Source organism: Candidatus Palauibacter irciniicola (genome assembly GCF_965208695.1).
Lineage (GTDB): Bacteria > Gemmatimonadota > Gemmatimonadetes > Palauibacterales > Palauibacteraceae > Palauibacter > Palauibacter irciniicola.
Genome location: NZ_OZ242352.1, coordinates 881,027 through 905,274, shown reverse-complemented (window position 1 = coordinate 905,274; position 24,248 = coordinate 881,027). Strand labels below are relative to the sequence as shown.

Genomic DNA, 24,248 nt, shown 5'->3' with positions numbered 1-24,248 from the left:
TCCTAGAGCGCCAGCACGATCCCCCGGGCCGGTTCCCCGCTGGCCCGCTCGATGGCTTCGACGTAGCAGGCGACCTGCACCTCGTATTCGGTGCGCGCGGCGGCGGGGCGGCGGTCCGTCTTGTAGTCGACGACCGTCCACCGGGGGCCGGAGCCGGTGACCTCGCGGAAGGCAAGGTCCGCGACCCCCTCCACGATGCCCGCGCCGCGATCCCGGTCCTGCTGCCCGTCCAGTCCGGCGGTTTCGCCCGCGTGGAAGACGGGGACCTCGCGACGGACCGCGCCGGGCCCGGAGGCCAGGGCGGCCCGTGCCCGGTCGAGCACCTCGTGTTCCAGTACGCGCACCGCCAGAGCCGCCGCCGCGACCATTTCGGACTCGGGACTTCCCAGCGCGCGACCGAGCGTTCCGGCCAGCCCTTCGACCGCGCCGGAATCGGCGTCGAGGGACACCGTGGCGAGTATGCGGTGAACGAGATCGCCGAAGCGCTCGCCGCCCGGACGCCCCGCCCCGTCCGGCCCCTCGGCTTCCGGCCGCGGCACGTCGATCCACGCGACACGCGGGTCGGAGCGGGGCGGGTCGCCGGCGTCGGCCGCTTCGGCGGCGCGGCGCGCGATCGCCCGGGCCGTGGTCACCGACATCGTCCGGCGTCCCCCGGCCTTCAACCTCGCCGCGCGAGCCGCCTGCCACTCCCGGTGCGCGCCGCGCCCCGCCTCGACATCCAGAGTGGGTTGCTCCTCCCTCTCGACCTCGAGCAATCGGCGCTGGCGATCGCCCGCGCGCGGATCCGCGTCGAGATCGAGCGCGGCGGGGTCCCACCACACGACATCCGTGCCCGCCGCGGCGGTATGCAGCCCCGGCGCGACCGAGTCGCCCGGCGCCGGGCGCTGACCGCCCTTCCCATCCGGACGGTCCAGGACGGACTCATCGCGGAAATCCGGGGCTCCCAGACCCTCCGCGGAGGACGGTCGACGCCGCGCGCCGCGCGGCGGATATACCGCGGGATTCAGCGATTCGAGCCACCATTCGCCGTCTTCCCCGGAGAAGCCCCCGAGGCCGTCTCGACCGTCGCCAAGGGCCGGCACCACGAGCAGGTCGCGCGCCCGCGTGGCCGCCACGTACGCGAGCCGGTCCGCCTCGGCCATCTCGCGGCGGCGCTCGACCTCGGCGTTGTCCAGGATGTCGCGCGGGGTCGCGCCGCAGAGGCGCTGGGCCCAGAGGCGCCGCGGGGCATCCATGTGGCGCGATGGCGGCTCGTGCGCCGCGGGGCAGGCCATGTCCGCCAGGATCACGACCGGGAACTCGAGGCCCTTGGCCTTGTGTACCGTCATCATTCGCACGCCCTCGGTCCCCTCCTCCACGATCGGCGCCTCCATGGACTGCCCGCGCTCGGCTTCGTCATCGAGGCGGTCGAGAAACGCCCGGAAGGAGGGGCTGCCGCGGCGCTCGAACGCGCGCGCCCGGTCGACGAGCCGGAGGACGTTGGCCAGCGCCTGTTCGCCCGTCGGCCAGATCGCGATGCCCGCGTGGGCGCGCGCGGCCGAGAGCAGCCGCCGGACCGTCTCCGGGATGGGGCGCCGGTTCCGATGCCGGTGGAGGTCGCCGAGGAGCCCGAGCACCGTCGCCACGTCCCGCAGTTCGGGCTTCAGCGCCGTTCCGTCCTCCTTTCGCCCGTTTCCGCCGGCTTCGCCGTCCGGCTCCCACCCGGCGAGCGGATGCAGCGGACCCACGTCGACGCCGAACTCGAACAGCGCACGATCGCCGAGCGAGAAGAGCGGACCCCGGAGGGCGGCGTAGACCGCCAGCCGGTCGTCCGGCCACTCGATGGCCGTGAGCGCATTCCGGACGGCAAGCACCTCCTCGCGGTCGTGGTACGAACGGCCGCCGACCAGCACATGGGGTACGGCGCGGGCCTCGAGCGCACGCACGTAGGGGCGCGTCACATCCTCTCCCCACTTCTGAAAACGGCGGAAGAGGAGGCAGATGTGGCGGGCCTGGACCGGGACCGGATCCTCCGGGCGCTCCCGTTCCGTCACGACCCATCCCGACTCGCGAACCAGCCAGCGCACCATTTCTCCGACCGCGGCGGGGAGGGATTCCTCGATCTCGATTCCGCGGACCTTTCCGAAGCGTCCGTACGGCTTCGGAACCGGCAGGGCGATGACGGCTGGCTGGCTCCCGGCGTCCGCGCGGAAGGGCGCGAGCGGCACGTACGCCGCCTGGCTGCCGTCCTCGCTCGCCTTCATGCGTGCCTCGAACGCCCCGTTCACCGCGGCCTGCAGGCGCGGCTGCGACCGGAAGCTCGTGGACAGGTGCAGCACGCGGGCGTTCGCGTTCTTCAGGCGGCGCTTGGTCTTCTCGTACAGCGTCACGTCCGCCCGGCGGAAGCGGTAGATCGACTGCTTCGGATCGCCGACGACGAAGAGCTTGCCGCTCGCGGGCACGATGCGCTCCGGCCGTGTCTCCTCCGAATCCTCGCCGCACAGGAGGAGGAGGATCTCGACCTGCAGCGGGTCGGTGTCCTGGAATTCGTCGACGAAGAAGCGCGTGAAGCGCTGGCGGTAGTGCGCCCGGATCTCCGCGCTGTCGCGCAGGAGATCGCGCGCCCGGAGCAGGAGGTCGACGAAGTCGAGGCAACCGTCGCGCCGTTTGGCCCTCTCGTACCGCTCCGTCACGGGCCAGAGTTCGTCGCGGAGATGGGCCGCCAGGTCCGCGTCCGCCGTCCGCAGGATCTCCTCGGCCTCCGCCCGGACCTCGTCGCGGCGTGCGACGACATCGGCCTTCGCGAGTCCGCCGCCGAAATCCCGCGAGCGGAACCCTCGCCAGAACCAGCCTCGCCAGCGGGCGCCCACGAAGGACCGCAGCCAGGCTTCCAGGTAGTCGTAGTCGCGTCCGCGCGTCTTCTCCCGCCGTTCGATCTCCAGCACGCCGCGTTCGATGTGGCGCAGGTTCCGCGTGAGAAAGTCGTCCGGGCGGGAGGCCAGCGGAGCGAAGGCGGCAAGTTCCCCCAGGAGGTCGAGCGCGCGGTCGAGTTCGGCCTCCCGGTCCCACTCGGGTCTGGACCACGGCGCGTCGAAGTCGCGCTGGTCCACGAGACTGCCGGCCGCCGCCCGCAGTGCCGCGCGCGGACCGCCCGAATTCCGCCGATAGTGACGGCGCAACGCCCTCCTCACGCCGGGACCGGGGTCCGCCAACGCACCCTCGAACCAGCCCTCGAAGGCGCCATCGAGGAGACGTCCGGCCTCGTCGTCCGCGGCGACCCGGAACGCCGGGTCGACGCCGGCCTCGATCGGCCGCTCGCGCAGCAGGTCGGCGCAGAAGCCGTGGATCGTGCCGATGTGCGCGAGTTCCAGGTGGCCGAGCGCCCGCGAGAGACGCTCACGCGCGCCCCCGTCTTCCTCGGCCACCCGGGCCTCCTCGATGGCCGCCCGCAGCCGGAGTTTCATTTCGCCGGCCGCCTTCTCGGTGAAGGTGACGGCGACGATATCCTCCAGCGTGCCGAGCCCGCGTCTCAGCACCTCGACGATCCGGTCCGTGAGAGCCGTCGTCTTCCCCGTCCCCGCCGCCGCCTCGACGAAGAGCGTGTCGTCGAGATCGTGCCGGATGGCGTCGCGGGCCTCCTGGTCGGCGAGTCTGCCGGGCCGGGTCACGGGTACTCCCTCAGGCGCCGCAGATCGACCGGCGGAGGCTTGCGCCGGGTGCGGAGTTCCTCGTCGGGCCCGCAGACCTGCCGGTAGTCGCACCAGCGGCAGGCGTCCTCCCGCGGGAGCGCCGGGAAACTCCCGGCCTCGAAGGCCCCGCTCACGATCTCGCTCAGGAGCCCGGCCGCCTGGAGCGCGCGGTCGTCGAGCGGCACGACGTGGTCCCGGAACTCGCCGTCCGCCGTGCAGTAGTAGAGCCGGCCCGACTCCACCGGCTGTTCCGGGAACAGCGCCTGCGCGGCGAGCGCGTAGAGGACCGGCTGCAGGAGTTCGCCTCCCTGGATCGTCGCCCCCGCCTTCGCCCGATAGCGACCGGTCTTGTGGTCGGTGACCCGCAGGACGCCGGCCGGGGTCCGTTCGATCAGGTCGATGGCGCCGCGGAGCTTCAGTCCAGCGGCCAGGTCGACGGGTTCGGCCACGGAGTGCGCGTCGCGGTCGGGATCCCGGGGGAGCCCGAAGGAGAGCTCGAAGCGCCACGGCTCGAAGGGCGACGGGCTGTCGCTCTCGCGCTGCAGCCACTCCCGCAGATCCTGCCGGATCGCTTCGATGCCGTCGTCCCAGACCCGGCCGATCGCCGGCACGAGACGGTCGCGGAAGTCGCCCGCCACCTTCTCGAGCACCTCCTCGAGGAGTTCGGACACCCGCGCGTCGTTCTCCGGCCCGACGGGAAGAAGGGGCCGGTCCTTCGTGCTTTCGGCCTGGAGCCGGGTCAGGAGTTCGAACTGGACCTGGTGTACGAGCGAACCACGCTGCAGCGGGTCGAGCGCCTCGATCCCGATCGGGGCCTCGCGCGGCCGCAGCCCCTGAATCGCCTGCAGATAGAAGCGGTACGGACATGCCGCGAAGTGCTGCAGCGCCGTCGCCGAGTAGGGACGGGCGCCGGGCGACTGCTCCGCCAGCGCCCCCGCGGCCCGCTCCGAGAGCTGGACGAGTCCGTCCGCCCACGTCCAGCGCGGCACCTCCCAGCGGTAGGCGCGAAAGCGGAGGGCACGGGCGAGGTGGGGGTTCGAGTGGAGGAGATGACCCGCGGCCTTCACCGCGCGTTCTCCGCGGAGATCGTGCTGGTCGAGTTCGTCGAGCACCGCGAGGTCGTACTCGGCTTCGTCGATCGCCTGCGCGCGGGATTTCGGCGCCGGCCAGCCGATCCGCGCTTCGGAGACCTTTTCCGCCCGCTGCTGGAGTTCCTCGAAGCCGGACAGCCGGCCTTCCGCCGCCTGCATCGCCTCGAGCGCGTAGAAGGAGGGGACACGGGGCCGGGTCTTCATGGCGTCGATGCGCGGGTAGGAGAGGACGACCTGCTTCCGCGCCGCCCCGACCGCGAGTCTGAACGCGAGCCGCTCCTGCCGCACGCGGTCGCGGTTCGTCCGGAGACGGCCGGGGGCCAGCCGATGGCGCATCTCGTCGAGCAGGATCGGGTCTTCCCCGATCTTGGGAGGGAACAGGCGCTCGGCCATGCCGGGGACGAACACGACATCGAAGGCGAGCCCACGGGCGGCGTCGATGGGCCCGACGAACACGCGGCCGTAGCGGTTCGCGGGCCGCAACTCGGGGGCCTCCAGGAGACGGGGCGTGAGCACGCGCAGGACCTCGTCCAGCTCGACCGGCCCCAGGGGCCCCATCGGCGTGAGCTCGGACAGGGCGGCAAGCACGTTGCCGGGCCGCCGCAGCGAACGGGCGGCGAGGGCGTTCAGCGCGGCCAGCCAGCGCTCCCAGCGGGCTTCCGCGGGCAGTTCGGACAACTCCGACAGCAACGGCAGCGCATATGCCCGGAGGAAGGCAAGATTGGCCCGCTTCCCATCGATCCGCGCGAGACGCGGGTTTTCGCCGTCCTCCGCTTCCAGCGCGTCGCGCTTGAACTCGAGTTCGGCGGCGAGCCCATCGAGCCGCCGCTCCCAGCGCTCCAGGCCGCCGACGACGGCCGCGTCGACGAGCAGTTGCTCCCAGCGTCGCGGCACCCGTTCCGAGTCCTCTCCCTCGTCCGGCACTTCGCCGATCGAGACGTACTCCGAAAAGCGAAGCGCCGAGTAGTCTTCGGCCCGGCAACGGAGAAGCGCCAGGAAAGCCCGGCCCGCCGGGTCCGGACGGCGGACGCCGCGCGCGAACCAGGGACGGATTCCCGCACGATTGAGCGCTTCCTCCAGGTATGGCCGATAATCTTCCGGCTGCCGGAGGAGGATCGCGCACCGGTCGAAGGGCGTTCCGGCCTCGGCGAGCGAGGTGAGCCGCCGGGCGATCTCCACGGCTTCCCTGCCCTCCCCTGGAGCGGAGAACACGGTCACGGCATCGTCCGCGGCGGATTCGGACGGCGCCGGGCCGAAGAGGTGCGCGTGAAGGCGCTGGATCGCACCCACGGGGGGGCCATCGGTCCGGGGGGGATCGGAGGGACGTGCACCCGCGTCCGCCAGCGCCCGCAGCGTGCGGTCATCCCCTTCGGGCACGGTTGCGAGCAGGTCGCAGCCTCGCTCGATGAGCGCCGCGACGAACCGCCCCTCCAGTTCCGTCCAGATCCGGGCGTCCAGCATCAGGAGCCGGTCGTCCACGATGCCCGGCCGGGCGTCCGGATCGTGGAGCGCCGACCGCGCGGCCTCGAACACGCCGGCTCGATCCGCCAGCCCCGCCGCCCTCCATTCCGCCTCGACCGCTTCCTGGAAGGCGGCGAGGTCCGCGTCGACGGGAGCGACCCCGGACGGCGTGACGCCCGCCATGCGAAGGGCGTCCACGGCGCCTCCCACGGCTCGAACGAAGCCGGGCGTGTCCGACACCGCCGCCAGACGGCCGAGTTGCCGCCGATCGAGCCCCGCCAGCGCCCGCGCCACGACGGCATCGCGGGCCACGGCATCTCCGATCGCCCGTCCGTCGGCAGCGAGCCGCGAGAGCGCGACGTCGCGGGCCAGGAGGGGCAGCGTGGTGCGGCGCCAGCCCATCGCGGCGCCGGCCGTCCGCGCCCCGCGCAACAGCAGTTCGTGCGGCCCGGACAGCGTCTCGCCGATGACCGTCGCGCCCGCCCCGGAGGGTTGGTCTTCGAGCCATTTCCGGGCGGCGTCGAAGCGCACGGCGGCGGTTGGGGAGACGATGAGGCGGGCGGAGGGAGCGGGCATGACCACAACCTATCGCCGCGACCGCAACGCGCTATCAACTCCGCGTGATCCGTGCGCTGCTTGACGCCGCGGCGGGCCGCGGACGATCCTCAGAAATGACGCTCGTGTACCGTTTAGCTTCCGCGTAGCCGCCCGTGGCTTCCATCGACCGCCGCGACTTCGTGCGGGGCGCCGCGCTGACCGGCGCCGGGCTCGCCCTCGGTTGCGGCGGGCAGGACCGGGCGTCGGCGACCGGCGAAGCGGCCGGCGAGGTGCCGGATCGCGCGCTGCTCATCGACCGCGCCAGCGTCTTCGATGTCCGGGCCGGCGCCATGCGCCCGGATACCAGCGTCCTCGTCCGGGCCGGCCGGATCGAAGCCGTCGCCCCGGCGGCCGAACTGAACGCCGATTCCGACGCCGCCGCGGGCGCGGCGCGCATCGACGGGGCCGGCCTCTTCGTCCTCCCCGGACTCATCGACGCACACGTCCACGTCACCCACATCCTCTACCAGTCGCACATGACCGGCGACGAGGTTCTGCCCTTCTACCTCGGGCACGGGGTGACCTCGATCCGGAGCACGGGAGACAACGTCCCCGCCCAGCGCCTCATCGAGCGCTACGCCGAGGACCACCCGGAGATCTCGCCGAACGTCTTCCGGTGCAGCTTTCTCATCGACGGCAACCCACCCTGGCATCCCGACGTGGGCTGGTATCTGGCGACCCCCGCCGACGTGGACCCCTTCGTGGCGGACATGGTCGCGTGGGGCGTGAAGACGCTCAAGATCTATGTCGGTACCGGGCGCGAGGTCGGGCGCCGCGTGATCGAGGCCGGCCACGAACACGGCCTCGTCGTGAGCGGACACCTCCTCGACTATCACACGGCGGATGCCGTCCGCGACGGGCTCGACTGCGTCGAACACATCTACACGGTGTCCAACTTCCTCCTCGATGACCCCGATGACCGCCATTCGATCAACCTCGACTCGGACGAGGCGCGCCGCCTCATCGACGTCATCGCCGAGCACGGCGCGCGCGTCGACCCGACGCTCATGGTCTTCTGGGGCACACTCCTCTTCATGGACCTCCCGGAGGTCTACGGACACCCCGACCACGACGCCATGCCGGCCCGACTCAAGGCGTTCTGGGACAAGGACCGGCAGCGCCGAAGCCTGGACTGGGGCGCGGCGCCGGTCTCCGTGCGCGAGGGGACGTGGGAGAAATACCTGCGGCTCACCGGCATGCTGCGTGAAGCCGGCGTGCAGTTGCTCGTCGGGACCGACGCCCCGGAGCCGCAGGTCGCGCCGGGCGCCTCGCTGCACCACGAGATGGAGTTTCTCGTCGAAGCGGGCATGCCGCCGCGAGAAGTCCTGTCCGCTGCCACGCTCGAGAACGCGCGAATTCTGAAGGAAGAGGAGAACCGCGGCGCCGTCGAGGCGGGTCTGGAGGCCGATCTCGTGCTGGTCGATGCGGACCCGCTCGAGGACATCCGCAACACGAGGCGCATCCGGACCGTCGTGCGCGCCGGACGCGCGCTCGATCCCGCCGAGATTCTGGCCGCGGCGCCGACCGAGTAGTCCCACAACCGGAGACGCCCTATGCCCGCATCCCGAGAATACGTCGTCCGCACGCTCCTGGCGGTCGGCTTGGCCGTGGCGGCCGTAGCACCACAACCTGTTATCGGACAACCCATTACAATCGTCGCGGTCGGAGACATCGAATGGTCGCGGGCGACGAAGGCCCCGGCCATGTACTACGACGCGGCCCCGTCGGGCCGCAGCAACGTGCTCTGGCACCGCGGCGACGGCTGGATCCGCGTGCCGTACGCCGCGACGCCGGACTCCCGCGACGTTCTCGAGGCGGCACTCGACACGACCCTGATCGCGGAAGACGCGCACCACCTTCGCGCCCATCACTACGGCCTCTCCTTCGAGGACGGGCAGGAGGAGGCGCGCTACCCGTTTCACGGCGCGGCCGACCTCCTGCGCGACGCGGACATCGCCTTCGCCAACCTGGAGACGCCGCTCTCGGACGACGCCCGCTGGAGCGGCGCCTTCCGCACGCCCTCGGCCTTCGCCGACGCCCTCGCCTGGGCGGGGATCGATGTGGTGGCGACGGCCAACAACCACTCGCTCGACGCCGAAGGGGAAGGACTGCTCGACACGATCCATCACCTGCGCCGGGCGGGAGTCGGCCACGCCGGTACGGGACGCGACCTCGCCGACGCCCGCCGACCCTGGATCATCGAGCGCGGCGGGCTCCGTGTCGCGTTCCTCGCGTACGCGCAGTTCGTGAACGACGGAGGGTCATCATTCGCGACGCCGAGCCAGTCGGGGGTCGTCCCCATGGACCCGCTCCTGATTCGGGAAGACATCGCCCGCGTCCGCGACCGCGTCGATTTCGTCGCGGTGAGCTTCCACTGGGGGATCGAGAACAGCCAGGAGGTGCACCCCGGAATGCGCGAATTCGCGCACGACATCCTCGACGCGGGCGCGGACGCCATCCTCGGACACCATCCTCACGTCCCGCGCGGGATCGAGGTTCGCGACGGCAAGCCGATCGTCTACTCGATGGGGAACTTCATCTTCGGGCATGGGCACGACTATTGGATGGACAATATCGCGATCCGCCTGCACCTGGGCGCGGAGGGCGCCACGCGGCTGGACGTCCTCCCCATCGCCGGGCGCGGAGACGCCCTGTCCCAGCCGTATCCGCTCGAAGGCGAAGCCGCCCGCACCCTGCTCGAGGACATCCGCGCGCGCTCGGCGGGGTTGGGGACCACACTGCGCATCGAAGGAAACGCCGGAGTCATCGATGTCTCGCGCTGAGATCCGGCCACTCCGTTTCCGGGACCTCCGTCGGGGAGTAGAACGATGAAGACACCGCTTTGGACGCTGATCCTCCCGACCGCCGCGGGGCTCGCCTGCGCGGGCGCGAACCCCGGAGGCCCTCCGGAGGGCGCTCCCGAACTGACGGCCCTCGACGCGATCTTCGCGGACTTCGCCGGCTCCGAAGGGCCGGGGTGCGCATTCGCCGTTTCGCGGGACGGGCAGCAGGTCATGTCGCGCGCGTACGGGATGGCGGATCTGGAGTGGCACGTCCCGAACACGCCGGAGACGGTGTTCGAGCCCGGCTCCGTCTCGAAGCAGTTCGCCGCCGCGGCCACGATTCTGCTCGCTCTGGATGGACGGATCGATCTCGATGACGACATCCGGGCGTACTTTCCGGAGATGCCGGACTACGGCGAAGCCGTCACCGTGCGGATGCTGATCCACCATACGAGCGGTCTTCGGGACTGGGGTTCGGTCGCCTCCATTGAGGGGTGGCCGCGCTGGAGCCGGGTCCACTCACACAAACACGCGCTCGACATCGCGAGCCGCCAGGGCGCCCTGAACTACGAGCCGGGCCGCTACTACTCGTACACGAATACCGGATACAACCTCCAGGCGATGCTCATCGAGCGGGTGACGGGCCAGACCTTCGACGAGTTCTCGCAGGAGCGCATCTTTCGCCCCCTCGGGATGACGAAGACGCAGTGGCGGGACGATTTCACCGAGATCGTGGATGAGCGCTCCGTCGGTTACCGGCGCGGAGAGGACGGCGAATGGCACATGCTGATGCCGTTCGAGAACGTCCACGGCAACGGCGGTCTGCTCACGACCGTGGGGGACCTTCTCCGATTCACGCGCAACCTCGACACCGGCGAGGTCGGCGGCCCGGAATTCGTCCGTCTCATGCACGAAGAAGGAACGCTCGACTCGGGGTGGAAGACCGGCTATGCGGGCGGGCTTCGCGTGGGCGAATACAAGGGCGTGCGCGAGGTGTCGCACGGCGGTTCGACGGCCGCGTACCGGGCTTTCCTCACACGCTATCCGGATCACGGTTTGGCGGTGTCCCTGATGTGCAACGTGGCCGAAGCCGACTCGCGCGGACTCGTCCGCCGGGTGGCGGAACTCTACCTCGCGGACGCGATGACCGAGGAGCCTCGGGTCGATGCGACAGGGGTGGATGTCGATCCCGCGGACGTCGCCACGTTCGCCGGCGGATACCGGGATACGCGAACGGGACAGTATCTGGAGCTGATCGCGGACGGTTCATCTCTGCTCATGAGCGGAGGACCCGGCGGGCCGCCGCTCGCGGCCACCAGCGAAACCGGGTTCGCCTCGGCCACGGGCGTATCCATCGCATTCGAGGGTCCCGCCAGCGCGGGCGAACGTCCCCCCGGCATCATGGACATGCCCGCGGCGGACGGGGTGCGGATCGAGCCCGTCGGCCCGTTCGAGCCGACGGCGGCCGACCTGGCCGAATACGCGGGAGCCTACCGCAGCGATGAAGCCGAGGTGACGTACCGGTTCGAGGTCGAGGACGGGCGGCTCATGTTTCGGGACCGGTACGGGGACGGCGCCGCGCTTGAACCGCTGTATCCCGATGCGTTCGGCCAGGAGTCCCGCACGTTCATCTTCCGACGCGACGAGACCGGCCGGGTTTCGCAGGCAAGTCTGAGCGAGGGACGGGTCTGGGATCTCCGCTTCGAACGAGTGGAATAGACCGGGACGGGGTGCCGCGGCCGGCGGCGCCCGCCTCGTGCGCGGGCGCGGCTCGACGCCGGATCTCGACGGGGCGGGTGCGGGTGCCGACATTGCACTTCCGGCTGCGCGGACGGCTGCGGCCGGCGACGAGACGGTGCGTGCCGCCATTCAGTCAGGAGGAAGACGATGAAGACACGACCCTGGACCCTCATCCTTCCCCTCGCCGCGGGACTCGCCTGCGCCGACGCCAGTCGGGACGATTCGTCCTCGGAGACCGTCGAACTGGCGGCGCTCGACGCGGTCTTCGCGGACTACGCGGACGGCCCCGGGTGCGCCTTCGCGGTCTCGCGGGATGGACAGCAGGTCATGGCGCGCGCGTACGGCATGGCAAACCTGGAGTGGGACCTGCCGAACACGCCCGAGACCGTGTTCGAGCCGGGCTCGGTCTCGAAGCAGTTCACCGCGGCGGCCACGATCCTGCTCGCGCTGGACGGACGCATCGACCTCGACGACGACATCCGGGAGTACTTCCCGGAGATGCCCGATTACGGCGAGCCCATCACGGTGCGGATGCTCATCCATCACACGAGCGGGCTCCGCGACTGGGGGTCGGTCGCCGGCATCCACGGCTGGGGCCGGACCACCCGGATCCACACGCACAAGCACGCACTCGACATCGCCAGCCGCCAGCTCGCCCTCAACTACGAGCCGGGGCGCTACTACTCGTACACGAACACGGGATACAACCTCCAGGCGATGCTCGTGGAGCGAGTGACCGGACAGACCTTCGACGAGTTCTCGCAGGAGCGGATCTTCGGCCCCCTCGGCATGACGAAGACGCAGTGGCGGGACGACTTCACCGAGATCGTCGAGGAGCGCTCGATCGGATACCGGCGCGGCGACGACGGCGAATGGCACATGCTGATGCCGTTCGAGAACGTGCACGGGAACGGCGGCCTGCTCACGACCGTCGGCGACCTTCTCAGGTTCACCCGCAACCTCGACACCGGCGAGGTCGGCGGGCCGGAGTTCATCCGGCTCATGCATGAGCAGGGGATGCTCGACTCCGGACGGCAGATCAGCTACGCGGGCGGGCTCTTCGTCGGCGAATACAGGGGCGTGCGCGAGGTCCAGCATTCCGGGGGCACCGCGGCGTACCGGGGCTTCCTCACGCGCTTCCCGGACCACGGACTCGCGGTGTCGGTGATGTGCAACCGGGGCGAGGCCAACCCCGGCGGGCTCGCCCGCTCGGTGGCCGAACTCTACCTCGGCGACGCCATCGACGAGGAGGCTTCCGAGGATCCGGCGGGCACGGACGTCGATCCGGCCCGCGTCGCCGCGTTCGCGGGCGGATACCGCGACACCCGCACGGGCCAGTTCATGGAGTTGACGGCGGACGGTTCCTCGCTCCGCCTGGGCCTGGGGCCGGGCGGGATGTCCCTCGCCGCCATGAGCGAGACCGAGTTCGCCTCCCCGGCGGGCGTGTCCATCGTCTTCGACGCCGCGGCCGGGGGCGGAACGAGGCCCGGGGCGACCATGGATACGCCGGTCGCGGACGACGTGAGGATCGAACCGGTGGAGGGGTTCGAGCCCAGCGCGTCGGACCTGGCCGCCTACGTGGGAGCCTACCGCAGCGACGAGGCGGAGGTGACGTACTGGGTCGAGGTCGAAGACGGCGGGCTCGTGTTGAAGGACCGGTACGGGGACGGGCCGTCGCTGACGCCGGTGTATCCCGATGCCTTCAGGCAGGGAGGCAGCACGTTCATCTTCCGGCGCGACGAGACCGGCCGGGTCACGCAGGCCAGCCTGAGCCAGGGACGCGTCTGGGACCTGCGCTTCGAACGGGTGCAGTAGCGCGACCCCCTCGAACGCGGCGGGGCTCTGCCAGGGGCGGCTAGATCTCGACGAGGATCTTCCCGTCCGCGCGGCCGGACTCGAGGGCCTCGTGCGCGGACGCCGTCTCCGCGAGGGGGAACGTCGCGGCGATCCGCACGTCGAGCTGTCCGGCCGCGAGCCAGGTCGTGAGGTCCCGGACGGCGGCGCGGCGGGCGGCGGGCGGCAGCAGGTATCCCTGCACGAAGTGGAGTCGCAGGTCCTTGAAGGCGAGCGGATAGTAGGCGAGCGGCAGTTCCGGGCCGGAGGTTGACGAGTACGACGCGATCGTCCCGTTCTCCCGCAGGACCGCGACGTCCGTCTCGAGGTTCGCGGCGAGATCCACCTCGATGACGCGGTCCACGCCCTCGCCATCCGTGAGGTCGAGCACCCGGCGGGCGACGTCCTCCCGCCGGTAGTCGATCGTGTGCTTCGCACCGCCGCCCAGCGCGACCTCCGCCTTGGCGGCGCTGCTCACCGTGGCGATGACTTCGGCGCCGCCCAGCGTGGCGAGCTGCACCGCCAGGTGGCCGACGGCCCCGGCCCCTCCCTGCACGAGGATCCGCTTGCCCCCCACCGGCCCGTCCCCGTACACGGCGTAGTGCGCCGTACAGCCCGGCACTCCGAGACCCGCGCCGTCGGCGAAGGATGCATTGTCGGGCAACGGCACGGCCTGCGCCGCCGGCACCGCCGTGTACTCCGCCGCCGTGCCGAACGGACGGCCGCCGCCCTGGGCGTTCCACAGCCAGACGCGTTCGCCGACGCGCGCCCGGTCCGCTTCCGACCCCACCCCATCGATCGTCCCCGCCCCGTCGGAGTGCGGTACGATGCGCGGGTGAGGCATCGACAGTCCGATCCAGCCGGCCCGCCGCTTGGTGTCCGACGGATTCACCCCCGAGGCGGCCAGCCGCACCCGGACCTCTCCCGCCTCCGGCACGGGCGCGTCCTGATGCCCGAATCGGAGCACGTCCGGCGCGGGGCCGGTCCGCTCATACCAGATCGCTTTCACGCGCCTCCTCCGGGTCCCACCCCCGCGCCCGCCGCGGGTGCTGCCGCAATGGGGCGTGCGGCGCCTCCGCGTGCAACGCCCCATCCGTTCTCGAACCTTGTACATTCCCGGCTCCAAAGCTGCCGGGAGACGCTCGTGAACGGAGAGGTGCCGTGAAACTCGAGGGCGCCGTCGCACTCGTGACGGGGGGCGCGCGCCGGCTGGGCCGCGCTTTGTCGCTGGGCCTGGCCGAGGCGGGGTGCGACGTATTCATCCATTATCGGAGTTCGGCGGAAGCGGCCGCCCGCACGGCGAGCGACGTGCGGGCCCTGGGGCGCCGCGCGGCGACGGCCGCGGCGGACCTCTCGCACCCGGAGCAGATCGACGACCTGTTCGGGGCGTTCGACGAGGCGTTCGGACGCCTCGACATCCTCGTGAACTCCGCCGCGAGCTTCGAACGTACTCCCTTCGGCGAGGCGACGGTCGCCGAGTGGGACGCCGCGCACGCGCTCAACCTGCGCGCTCCCTTCCTCATGACGCAGCGGGCCGCCGTCCGAATGCGCGGCGTGACCGAGCGGCGCGGAAGCCAGGGGGAACCTCGGGCGCCCGGTGTCATAATCAACATGTCGGACATGTCGGCGCTCGCCGCCTGGAAGGGGTTTGCGCCGCACGGGGTCAGCAAGGCGGGACTTCTGCACCTGACGGCGCTGACGGCCCGCGAACTGGGCGCGGAGGTGCGCGCGAACGCGATCGTTCCCGGCCCGATTCTTCCGCCTCCCGGAGAGACGGCGGAGGACGCGGCCTGGCGGGAGAAGGGCCGGAGGACCCCGCTCGGACGGACGGGGGATCCGCGGTACGTGGCGCACGCGGCGCGGTTCCTGGCCGAGAACGACTATGTGACGGGAGCGACGATCCACGTGGATGGCGGCGAACATCTGATGACGGGAGGGGCGCGCTGATGGCATCGGATACGGTCATCATCCGCGACCTCCTCATCCGGGGCATCATCGGGGTCAACGACTGGGAACGCGAGAAGAAGCAGGACATCGTGATCAACCTCTCCCTCTCCGTGGACGCCCGGTCCCCGGGCGAGTCCGACGATGTGGCGGATGTGCTCAACTACCGAACGCTGACGAAGCGCGTCATCGCGCACGTCGAGACCGCCGAGCCATATCTCGTGGAAGCGCTCGCGCACCAGATCGCGCGGATCGCGATCGTCGACTTCGGCGCGGCGCGGGCCAAGGTCCGGGTGGAGAAGCCCGGCGCGCTGCGCTACGCCCGCTCCGTGGGGGTCGAAGTCGAACGGACGGCGGCGGACTACGCGTGAACACCTCCCCCCGGGCCATCCTCCTCACGCTGGGCTCGAACATCGATCCCGAGCGGAACATCGTCGCGGCCCTCGAGGCGCTCGACGAACTGCTGGGCATCGAGGGAGCCTCGCCCATCTACGAGGCGGACCCGGTCGGGAACCCCGGGATGCCCCGCTTCCTGAACGCGGCCGTGCGCATCACATCCGACCTCTCCCCGGGAGAACTGAAGTTCGAGGTGATCCGGCCGCTGGAGCGCCGCCTCGGGCGGGTCCGGACCGCGGACCCCAACGCCCCGCGCACGATCGACATCGACATCGCCGCCGTACAGGGCCTGGTCGTCGACCGGGACGAGTTGCAACTCCCGGATCCGGAGATCCCCACGAGGGCGCATCTGGCGGTGCCCCTCGCGGATGTGGCGCCGGATTTCCGGCATCCCGACCTCGGAATCACCCTGGGCGAAATCGCGGCCCGTTTCCGCGACGAGCCGGGGCTCGCGAGACGCGACGATGTCCGGTGGCCGTGAACCCCGCGCGACCGTACCTTCCCGCCCCATGATTCCGTCCACGGCGCCCCCGATCCGGGGGACCCGCCGGGCCCCGATCCGGGGCAAGAACGTCGCCCACATCCTGCTTCTGCTGGGCCTTGTCGCCGCGCCCGCGGTGCACGCACAGGCATCCCCTCCCGCCGGGGGGATGGACGGCAATGCGGCCACGGTCATCGACACCGTCATCATCACGCGGCGAGACGTGTTCCTTCCCGAGGATGCGGAGAACAACTTCATCTACCGCCTGGGGAACGGGCTGCACGCAATGACGCAGGCCTGGGTGATCCGCCGCGAACTCCTCCTCGGTGCCGGGGCGTCGGCCGACTCGCTGCTCGTCGCCGAGAGCGAGCGCAACCTCCGCCGCCTCGGCCTGTTTCACCGGGTCCGCGTGGACACGGCGCGGCTCGAGGACGGCAGGCTGGCGCTGGACGTGCGTACGCGCGAAGCGTGGAGCCTGCAGCCCCGGTTCACCGGCCGGCTCGCGGCGGACGGTACGATCACCGGTGCGTTCGGCGTGACCGAGACCAACCTCGCGGGCACCGGCAACGCCATGCGGGTATGGTACGTGCGGGAGACGGATCGCGACGGGATGGACCTGCGCCTCACTTCCAACCGGATCGGGGCGACCCGGCTGTTGGCCAGCGGAACGTGGCTGAACCTGTCGGACCGCGACGTCGTCTCATGGAGGCTCGCGAGCCCCTTCCGCTCCTTTTCCGACCGCTCCGCGTTCTACTACGATGGGCGGAGTTTCGATGGACGGATCCCGCAGTACCGTCGAGTCCACCCGGACGAATTACAGACGATCGAATGGCGGCGGCGCGCGTTGATCAACCGCTTCACCGGCCAGATCGCCCCGATCGCCAGCGCGCGCGGGTTCCTGCGCCTGGGCGTGACTCTCGAGGTCCGCCACGAGGAGCACATGCGGCTGGAGCATCCCGACGTGAATGTCGACAGCCTCTACGCGACGGTTCCGGATTCGGTCTACGGCCTGGTCGGCGCGCAGGTGGAGTGGCGGCGTGCCCGATTCGAACGCGTGCAGCACTTCAACGGCTTCGCCGAAGAGGACCAGGACCTGAGCGACCGCGTGTTCTTCTCGCTGAAGCTCGCGCATGAAGCGTTCGGGTACGAGTCGACGGGGGTCGGCGCCCGCCTCCGCCTTGATTCGGGGAGGCGAGCCGGGTCGGCGATCCTCAAGGGCTACGTCGATGGGGGCGGACTGTTCAACTCGGCCGGCCTGGATTCCGGCTATGTGTTCGGCAGCGGAACCGCGGCGGTACGCCTGGCCGATCGCAACACGACCTTTCTGCGGGCCGTCGCGGGGGCCCAGGAGTCGCCCCGGCCGGGGTCCGAGCACGACATCGGCTTCGATGTCCTGCCCCGCCTCTGGGGACCGCACGCCTTCATAGGTACCCGAACGCTCCAGACCACCCTGGAACATCGCTTCTACCTCGTCGACAATTTCGCCAATCTGACCGGTATCGGTGTGGGCGCGTTCGTCGACTACGGAGGTGCCTGGTATCCGGATCAGGACCGGAGGTTGGGCGGGAACGTCGGGGTCACCCTGTTCGGGGGTTCCCCACTTTCCTCGTTCGCGCAGGTAATGAATCTCAACTTCGGCTATCGCTTCGGCGGGGGGCTCGACGACAGCGAACAATCGAGGTGGGATTTCAGCTTCGGCGGCGGCTTACGATTCTAGGGCAGCAGGATGCCGCCGGCCACGAGGAGTTGCTGTCCCCCCTCGAGTTCGTACCTCGCCTCGACGAAGGGCGTGAACCCGTCGAGCGGAAACCGGAAGCCCGCGACGAGGTTCATCCCGAAGAGCCGCTCTTCGGGACCCTTTACCCCGTCCGATGGGACCGATTCCCACGCCACGTTCACCCCGCCGCCGACATAGGGGACGAGGTTCGTCACATCGGGGAACGAGAGGTCCCCGAGCACGTTGAAGTTCAGTTCGCGGTAGTCGTAGTCGCCGCCGGGGTCGCCGAGACCCGAGTCCGGGAAGAAGTAGTCGAATGAACCGGCTACCCGGATCCCGGGAGCGATCCAGGGCAGCGACATCTGCACGCGCGGGCCGATGCCGAAGTCCGCGTCGTCGCCGAAGGTGAGCTGGCCCCCGACCTTGACCTCCTGGGCGGCGAGTGGCGTTCCGAACAGGACGACTCCGAACAGGACGACCAGCGATCCCGGCCCGCTTCGACGCATGTACCCCCCTCCGTTTCCCATTCCCGCCATCCGGTTCATCGTCCTCCCGTCGTTCGACAGGAGTGGGACGCCGCGAAGGCCCGGACGGTTGCACCCGGCCCGTCGATCCCGAACTTTCGTCCACCGACCCGCGTACGAGGATCCATGGAAAGACTCCGCATTCCCAACCTGGCGACGTACCTCCCGGTCGCGCCTTCCGATCTGCTGCTCGCCGCCCCCGTCGCGGCCCGGATTCTCTTCGGTCTGAGCCCGGCCGGGCGAGCGGTGCAGGCGGCCGCGCTCGGCGTGTACGCGGGCAGCGCGCTCATCGACTGGGCGGTTCGGGCGGACGCCCGCCGCGTGGACTTCGAGGCTGCGTTCGGCTTCGACCCGCTCTTCCCACCCGCCGCGTCGGAGGAGGAACGGAGACGCGATGTCGAAGGTCTCGTAGAGCGGCTGAACGCAAACTACGTGCCGATGGATACGCCGCGGAAGGAACTGGCGAAGCAGGTCGACCTGTGCCTTACCGATTTTCTGGCGGAACTCACCGGCCAGCGTCTGGAGACGAGTTCGCAGGTCCGGGAGTTCATGCTCGCGCAGATCGTCTTCCCCTTCGCACTCGGGGCGGCGGACCCGCTGACGGGAGACGTCGCGATCTTCCGGAGCACGGGCGTCTTCGAGCCCCATGTGATCGCGCACGAGTTCTGCCACCGCAAGGGATACCTGAAGGAAGTCGAGGCGCAGGTCCTCGGCTATCTCGCCCTCGTGCGCTCGGGTGAGCCCGTGCTCGAGCAGTCGGCGCACTGCGAGCGCCTGGACCGCCACCTCTGGGTGCTGGCGGAGCGGGACGCCGCCGCCTACAACGGCCTTCTCGCCGAACTCGGACTCCGGGAGGAGTTGAAGGACGCGTTCGCCGTCCGCCACCCGGCGGAGGGTCCGGTCAGCGGCGTCGTGGGTCCGATGATGAAAAACGCCTACAACGCCCGCATGAAGCTCACGGGACAGAACGGCCTCTCCGACTACGACGAGGGCTTCACGAACTTCCTCCTCGCGATGGAGCGAACCGCCGCCTCGTGAACCTCCAGGACCCGGCGCTCACCTTCGCCCTGGCCATCACGGCGGGCGTTGTGGCGCAGGCGCTGGCACGGCACGCGCGCGTTCCCGGCATCCTCGTCCTGCTCGCGGCGGGCATCCTCCTCGGCCCCGAGTTCGCGAACATCGTGCGGCCCGACACGCTGGGCGACGGTCTGAATCCCATCGTCGGGCTGGCGGTCGCGGTGATCCTCTTCGAGGGCGCGCTGCAACTCAATCTCGACCGACTGCGCCGCGAGGCGCTGACGATCCGCCGGCTGATCACGCTCGGCGCGCTGGTCACGATCGCCGGGGCCGCCGTCACGGCGATGCTCGCGCTGGGCTGGAGTCTCCGCATCGCCCTGCTGTTCGGGGCGCTCGTCTCGGTTACGGGGCCGACGGTGATCAACCCGCTCACGCGGCGCATCCGCCTGCGAACCAACCTGCGGACGATCCTCGAGGCGGAAGGCGTGCTCATCGACCCCATCGGCGCGATTCTCGCGGTCGTCGCGTTCGAACTGGCGCTCGCGTCGACGGCGGGGGACGTGGGGGCCGGCTTCCTCGGCCTCGTCACGCGCCTGGGCCTCGGCTCCCTCATCGGGGTGGCGGGAGGGTTCATCATCGGCGGACTGCTGAGGATGCGGCGCGCGATCCCCTCGGATCTCCGGAACATCTTCACGCTCGCATGCGTCCTCGCGCTCTACCAGGGCTCGCACGCCATCCTGCCCGAGAGCGGGATCATGACCGTCGCCATCGCCGGCCTCGTCGTCGGCAACATGGGACCCCGCCACGCGCGGGAACTCGTCGAGTTCAAGGAGCAACTCACGTTTCTGCTCGTCGGACTCCTCTTCGTCCTCCTGTCGGCGGCGGTGGATCTCGGCGACGTGTGGGCGCTCGGGGCGGGCGGGATCGTCACGGTGATCGTCCTCGTCGCCGTCGTCCGCCCCCTCTGCGTTCTCCTCTGCACCCGGGGCGCCGGCCTGAGCCGCAACGAGCAGGCGTTCCTCGCCTGGCTCGCTCCGCGCGGGATCGTCGCCTTCGCCGTCTCGTCGCTGTTCGCGGCGGAACTCGCACACAGCGGCATGGAGGTGGAAGGCAACCAGCTGCGCGCGATGGTGTTCCTCGTCATCGCCGTCACCGTCGTCGTCCTCGGCGGGACGGGCGGGCTCATGGCGCGCCTGCTGGGGGTACGGAAACCGTCCAACCACGGGTTCGCGATCGTCGGGGCGAATCCCATCGGACGCGCGCTGGCCCGAACCCTGCGCGCCGCCCGCGGCGGGGATGCCCCGATCGTTCTCATCGACACCAACCCGACGGAGACGGGAGCGGCGGAGCGCGACGGCTTCCGCGTCGTGCTCGGCAACGCGAACGAGCCGCGCGCGCTCCTGAAGGCGGGGGTCGAATCGCGCCGCGCCCTCGTCGCGCTCACGCCGAACGAGGGCGTGAACCTGCTCATCGCCAAGCGGGTCGAGGAGAGCTGCCCGGGCGTGAACCGTCTCGTGGCCATCGATCCGCTCACGCCGGGCGTCGGACCCGAGCAGGTCGACGAGAGCGGCGCCTCCGTGCTGTTCGGGCTCGGGGTCGACTACGAGCGCTGGGCGCACGAGTTCCGGCGAGACCGCGTGGAGATCGAACCTCTCCTCTTCGAGGGCCTCGCCGGGTTGCGCATCTCCCAGATCGAGGCGCTGGCCGACCGCCGGTTCCCCGCCCTCGCCCTCGTGCATCGCCGCGGGAGGCGCGAACAGCCGGTGTCGAGCGGCACGACGCTGAAGCCCGGGGACGTGGTCTGGTTCGGCTGGCTGCGCGAGCAGGCGGAACTCGCGGAATCGCGGCTCGCCCGGGCCGGCTTCCGCCGCCCGGACGCCGAACCGGCGGAGGGCGGCGGGGAGACGGCAAGAGAAGACGCCCCCGACGCCGGTGGCACCACGCCCGTCGACGGGCCAGATTCGGAGCGATGAAGATCCATACCGCTCGCCGTACGCACGGCTTCACGGAATCCGTCATCCGGATGATGACCCGGCTCTCGAACGAGCACGGGGCCATCAATCTCTCGCAGGGTTTCCCCGACTTCGAGTCGCCCGACACGTTGAAGATCGGCGCCGCGCGCGCGATCTACGACGACGTGAACCAGTACGCGATCACGTGGGGCGCGAAACGGTACCGCGACGCGCTCGCCGCGCGGTATCACGACTGGTACGGGCTCGACGTCGACCCGGAGGCGCACCTCACGATCACGTGCGGGGCGACCGAAGCGATGATGGCGGTGCTCCTGGCGATCGTGGACCCGGGAGAGGAAGTCATCGTCTTCGAGCCCTTCTACGAGAACTACGGGCCGGACACCACGCTCTGCGACGCGACCCCGGTGTTCGTGCCGCTGACCGCGGAGTGGCGCATCGACTTCGACCGCCTGCGGGCGGCGTTCAGCGACCGGACGCGCGCGATCATCGTGAACACTCCGAACAACCCCACGGGCCGCGTGTTCACCCGCGACGAACTCGAGAAGATCGCGATCCTGTGCCAGGAGTTCGACGCCTACGCGATCACCGACGAGGTGTACGAGCACATCCTCTACGACGGCGCGCGGCATATTCCGATGGCGACGCTCCCCGGCATGCGGGACCGAACGATCACGATCAGCGCCGCCTCGAAGACGTTCGCGGTCACGGGCTGGCGGATGGGGACGATCGTGGCGCACCCGGAGTTGTCGGACGCCATCCGCAAGGTCCACGACTTCCTCACCGTGGGGGCCGCCGCGCCGCTCCAGGAAGGCGTGGCCACCGGCCTCGAGATGCTTCCGCCGTCCTACTATGAAGGGCTCGCGGACGTGTACGGCGCCAAACGGGACCTCTTCTATCCCGCGCTCGTCGAGGCCGGGTTCCACTGCCGCAAGCCGGAGGGCGCGTACTACGTCCTCGCGGACTTCTCGGACCTCTCCGACCTTCCCGACGATGAATTCGCGTTCTGGCTCACGCGCACGGTCGGCGTGGCTCCCGTCCCGGGATCCAGCTTCTTCCACAACCCGGAGGATGGGCGCAGGCTCGTGCGGTTCGCGTTCTGCAAGACGGAGGCGCTGCTCGAACAGGCCGCCGAGCGACTCGTGACGGTCAGAGCGCGGGTTTGAAGCTCCCCTCGGTCGAGCGGCTCGCCGCCGCGGCGTGGGTGACGGCGCGGCGGTTCCCCGTCGTCCTGACCTGCGCCGTCGTCGCCGCCATCGCCGCGATGCGGGCGATCAACGCGGAAACGGCGCTCGAACTGCGGCTCGTCGCCACGGCCAGTCTCGGCCTGCCGCTGCTCACCGGGCTCACCCTGCTGGCGGAGCGGCGGAAGCTCCCCTGGCCGCGGCACTGGGCGCTGCGCGGACTCGGCGTGGCCGTGCTCGCCCTCTACTACTGGCAGTGGCCGAACTGGGGCGAGAACGTCGCCGGCCTCCGCCATTTTCACCTGACCGCGACCCTGCATCTGCTCGTCGCCTTCATCGCCTACGTGGGCGTCCGCGAGCCGAACGGCTTCTGGCACTTCAACCGCACGCTCTTCTTCCGGTTCGGCCTCGGCGCGATCTACACCGGCGTCCTCTTCGCCGGACTCTCCATCGCGATGTTCGGCATCGAGAACCTGTTCAACATCGACATCGCCGATGAAAACTACGGCCGGCTCTTCTTCTTCCTCGGCTTCGTCTTCCAGACGTGGTTCGTGCTCGCCGGCGTGCCGGACGATTTCGAGCAACTGGAACGCCGCGACGACTATCCGGCGGGCCTGCGCGTCTTCGCCCAGTACGTGCTCCTCCCGCTCGTCGCCGTATACCTGATCATCCTCACCGCCTACCTCGGACGCGTCGTGATCACGACGACGTGGCCCAGCGGGTGGATCGGCCTCCTCGTCTCCGCCCTCGCCGCCTTCGGCATCCTGTCGCTCCTCCTGGTGCATCCCCGCCGCGGCCGGGAAGGCCACGCGTGGATCGACACGTACGCCCGCATCTTCTGGATTCTCATCATCCCGTCCATCGTGATGCTCCTGCTCGCCATCGGGCAGCGCATCGAACAGTACGGGATCACCGAGCGCCGGTACCTGCTGCTCCTTCTCGGGGTCTGGCTGGCGGGCGCCGCCCTCTTCTACACGGTGACGCGGTCGCGCGAGATCAAGGGGATTCCCCTGACGCTGGCCGTCATCGGCGCCGTCACCTTCGTCGGTCCATGGTCCGCCTACGCCGTGGCCGAACGGAGCCAGGTGGGCCGGCTCGAGGATCTGCTGTCGACGCACGGAGTTCTGACGGATGGCCGCATCTCGCCGGCCGGCGTCGAGATCCCGCCCGAGGACTGGCAGCAGATCAACGACGTCCTGCTCTACCTGATTTCGTGGCACGGGACCTCCGCCATCGACGCGTGGTTCGAGGGCGGCGTGGCGACGGTGGATACGATCGGAGACGGAATGGCGGCCTCGCCGAGGGTCGCGGAGGCCGGACGCCGGGCGACGCTCATCGCGGACCACTTCGGGCTCGTGCCCTCGGAGGGGTTGCTCGCGGACCCCTTCGGGTTTGTCGACATCTCGCCGCCGGGGGGCCGGAACGCGGCCGTCGCCGTGTCCGGCTTCGAGCGGGCCGTCTTCGAGCGGAACCTCCTCGGGGGACGGTATCCGTTCGAGGGCGACTCCCTCACCTTCGAGGCCGCCGCGGACAGCCTCGGAACGACGATCCGGCTCGGCGGGGACGCACTGGCCACGGTGTCCTTCGCCGAACTCATCGCGCGCGCCGGGCGCTCCGGGACCACGACGGCGCCCGGGAGAGTGCAACTGCCGCCGGACTCCCTCCGGCTCGACATCTCCGCGGCGGACGTGACGGCTCGCATCCAGGTCACCTTGCTGCGGCTCTACGACAGCGACGGGGAGCTGCGGCCGACCCGCGTGACCGGCACGCTCCTCCTCGGGCCCGTCGAGGCTCCCCCACCGTAACCATCGGCCGCGGACGGCGGCGGACAACCTTTCGGAT

16 protein-coding genes are annotated in these 24,248 nt (G+C 70.5%); 12 read left to right on the top strand and 4 right to left on the bottom strand.

Going from position 1 to position 24,248, the window contains the following annotated elements:
- Positions 1-2 precede the first annotated feature (2 nt).
- Positions 3-3,647: a UvrD-helicase domain-containing protein gene (locus ACOGI9_RS03790; protein WP_419858559.1), complete on the bottom strand. Its 3,645-nt coding sequence runs from the start codon at positions 3,645-3,647 to the stop codon at positions 3-5.
- The gene (locus ACOGI9_RS03785; RefSeq protein WP_419858558.1) at positions 3,644-6,796 is read right to left on the bottom strand and encodes a PD-(D/E)XK nuclease family protein; all 3,153 of its coding nucleotides are present in this window, start codon (positions 6,794-6,796) and stop codon (positions 3,644-3,646) included. Before ACOGI9_RS03785 ends, ACOGI9_RS03790 begins: the two co-directional genes overlap by 4 nt.
- Positions 6,797-6,930: 134 nt before the next feature.
- On the opposite strand from ACOGI9_RS03785, the gene ACOGI9_RS03780 reads away from it, so the two are divergent.
- The 4 genes from ACOGI9_RS03780 (at position 6,931) to ACOGI9_RS03765 (ending at position 13,155) form a co-directional block, all read left to right on the top strand.
- Entirely contained in the window at positions 6,931-8,349 is a 1,419-nt protein-coding gene (locus ACOGI9_RS03780; protein ID WP_419858557.1) for an amidohydrolase family protein, read from the top strand.
- A 171-nt stretch (positions 8,350-8,520) separates the two neighbouring features.
- On the top strand, positions 8,521-9,600 hold the full coding sequence (locus ACOGI9_RS03775; protein WP_419858556.1) for a CapA family protein: 1,080 nt from the start codon (positions 8,521-8,523) through the stop codon (positions 9,598-9,600).
- A gap of 45 nt (positions 9,601-9,645) precedes the next feature.
- On the top strand, positions 9,646-11,319 hold the full coding sequence (locus ACOGI9_RS03770; protein ID WP_419858555.1) for a serine hydrolase domain-containing protein: 1,674 nt from the start codon (positions 9,646-9,648) through the stop codon (positions 11,317-11,319).
- 168 nt (positions 11,320-11,487) lie between these two features.
- Complete coding sequence (locus ACOGI9_RS03765; protein WP_419858554.1) at positions 11,488-13,155, top strand: serine hydrolase domain-containing protein; 1,668 nt, start codon at positions 11,488-11,490, stop codon at positions 13,153-13,155.
- A gap of 40 nt (positions 13,156-13,195) precedes the next feature.
- Here ACOGI9_RS03765 and ACOGI9_RS03760 read toward each other — a convergent pair whose 3' ends face one another.
- Positions 13,196-14,182 carry an NADPH:quinone reductase gene (locus ACOGI9_RS03760; protein ID WP_419858553.1) on the bottom strand — a complete coding sequence of 329 codons (987 nt, stop codon included), beginning with the start codon at positions 14,180-14,182 and terminating at the stop codon, positions 13,196-13,198.
- A 152-nt stretch (positions 14,183-14,334) separates the two neighbouring features.
- Between ACOGI9_RS03760 and ACOGI9_RS03755 the strand changes: the two genes are divergently transcribed.
- Genes ACOGI9_RS03755 through ACOGI9_RS03740 form a run of 4 tightly spaced genes read left to right on the top strand, consistent with a single transcriptional unit; the run spans position 14,335 to position 17,711 of the window.
- Positions 14,335-15,120, top strand: a complete 786-nt coding sequence (locus ACOGI9_RS03755) for an SDR family NAD(P)-dependent oxidoreductase (protein WP_419858552.1) — start codon at positions 14,335-14,337, stop codon at positions 15,118-15,120.
- Complete coding sequence (gene folB, locus ACOGI9_RS03750; protein ID WP_419858551.1) at positions 15,120-15,488, top strand: dihydroneopterin aldolase; 369 nt, start codon at positions 15,120-15,122, stop codon at positions 15,486-15,488. The genes ACOGI9_RS03755 and folB overlap by 1 nt, the downstream gene beginning before the upstream one ends.
- Positions 15,485-15,994, top strand: coding sequence for a 2-amino-4-hydroxy-6-hydroxymethyldihydropteridine diphosphokinase (gene folK / locus ACOGI9_RS03745; protein WP_419858550.1), 510 nt, complete (start codon positions 15,485-15,487; stop codon positions 15,992-15,994). The genes folB and folK overlap by 4 nt, the downstream gene beginning before the upstream one ends.
- Before the next feature lie 28 nt (positions 15,995-16,022).
- A complete protein-coding gene (locus tag ACOGI9_RS03740) occupies positions 16,023-17,711 on the top strand; it encodes a hypothetical protein (protein ID WP_419858549.1) in 1,689 nt (562 codons plus the stop codon).
- Here ACOGI9_RS03740 and ACOGI9_RS03735 read toward each other — a convergent pair.
- Positions 17,708-18,217: a hypothetical protein gene (locus tag ACOGI9_RS03735; RefSeq protein ID WP_419858548.1), complete on the bottom strand. Its 510-nt coding sequence runs from the start codon at positions 18,215-18,217 to the stop codon at positions 17,708-17,710. The genes ACOGI9_RS03740 and ACOGI9_RS03735 overlap by 4 nt on opposite strands.
- Positions 18,218-18,361: 144 nt before the next feature.
- Between ACOGI9_RS03735 and ACOGI9_RS03730 the strand changes: the two genes are divergently transcribed.
- Genes ACOGI9_RS03730 through ACOGI9_RS03715 form a run of 4 tightly spaced genes read left to right on the top strand, consistent with a single transcriptional unit; the run spans position 18,362 to position 24,211 of the window.
- The gene (locus tag ACOGI9_RS03730; RefSeq protein ID WP_419858547.1) at positions 18,362-19,273 is read left to right on the top strand and encodes a DUF3810 family protein; all 912 of its coding nucleotides are present in this window, start codon (positions 18,362-18,364) and stop codon (positions 19,271-19,273) included.
- Positions 19,270-21,225 carry a cation:proton antiporter gene (locus ACOGI9_RS03725; RefSeq protein WP_419858546.1) on the top strand — a complete coding sequence of 652 codons (1,956 nt, stop codon included), beginning with the start codon at positions 19,270-19,272 and terminating at the stop codon, positions 21,223-21,225. Before ACOGI9_RS03730 ends, ACOGI9_RS03725 begins: the two co-directional genes overlap by 4 nt.
- Positions 21,222-22,388 carry a pyridoxal phosphate-dependent aminotransferase gene (locus ACOGI9_RS03720; protein WP_419858545.1) on the top strand — a complete coding sequence of 389 codons (1,167 nt, stop codon included), beginning with the start codon at positions 21,222-21,224 and terminating at the stop codon, positions 22,386-22,388. Before ACOGI9_RS03725 ends, ACOGI9_RS03720 begins: the two co-directional genes overlap by 4 nt.
- Positions 22,385-24,211 carry a DUF4153 domain-containing protein gene (locus ACOGI9_RS03715; protein ID WP_419858544.1) on the top strand — a complete coding sequence of 609 codons (1,827 nt, stop codon included), beginning with the start codon at positions 22,385-22,387 and terminating at the stop codon, positions 24,209-24,211. The genes ACOGI9_RS03720 and ACOGI9_RS03715 overlap by 4 nt, the downstream gene beginning before the upstream one ends.
- The last annotated feature ends 37 nt before the right edge of the window (positions 24,212-24,248 follow it).

Bases quoted from the DNA above. Each gene is read 5' to 3' on its own strand.
- ACOGI9_RS03785 (WP_419858558.1), bottom strand. From the start codon at position 6,796: ATGCCCGCTCCCTCCGCCCGCCTCATCGTCTCCCCAACCGCCGCCGTG.
- ACOGI9_RS03775 (WP_419858556.1), top strand. From the start codon at position 8,521: ATGTACTACGACGCGGCCCCGTCGGGCCGCAGCAACGTGCTCTGGCAC.
- ACOGI9_RS03770 (WP_419858555.1), top strand. From the start codon at position 9,646: ATGAAGACACCGCTTTGGACGCTGATCCTCCCGACCGCCGCGGGGCTC.
- ACOGI9_RS03765 (WP_419858554.1), top strand. From the start codon at position 11,488: ATGAAGACACGACCCTGGACCCTCATCCTTCCCCTCGCCGCGGGACTC.
- folB (WP_419858551.1), top strand. From the start codon at position 15,120: ATGGCATCGGATACGGTCATCATCCGCGACCTCCTCATCCGGGGCATC.
- ACOGI9_RS03740 (WP_419858549.1), top strand. From the start codon at position 16,023: ATGATTCCGTCCACGGCGCCCCCGATCCGGGGGACCCGCCGGGCCCCG.
- ACOGI9_RS03735 (WP_419858548.1), bottom strand. From the start codon at position 18,217: ATGCGTCGAAGCGGGCCGGGATCGCTGGTCGTCCTGTTCGGAGTCGTC.
- ACOGI9_RS03730 (WP_419858547.1), top strand. From the start codon at position 18,362: ATGGAAAGACTCCGCATTCCCAACCTGGCGACGTACCTCCCGGTCGCG.
- ACOGI9_RS03720 (WP_419858545.1), top strand. From the start codon at position 21,222: ATGAAGATCCATACCGCTCGCCGTACGCACGGCTTCACGGAATCCGTC.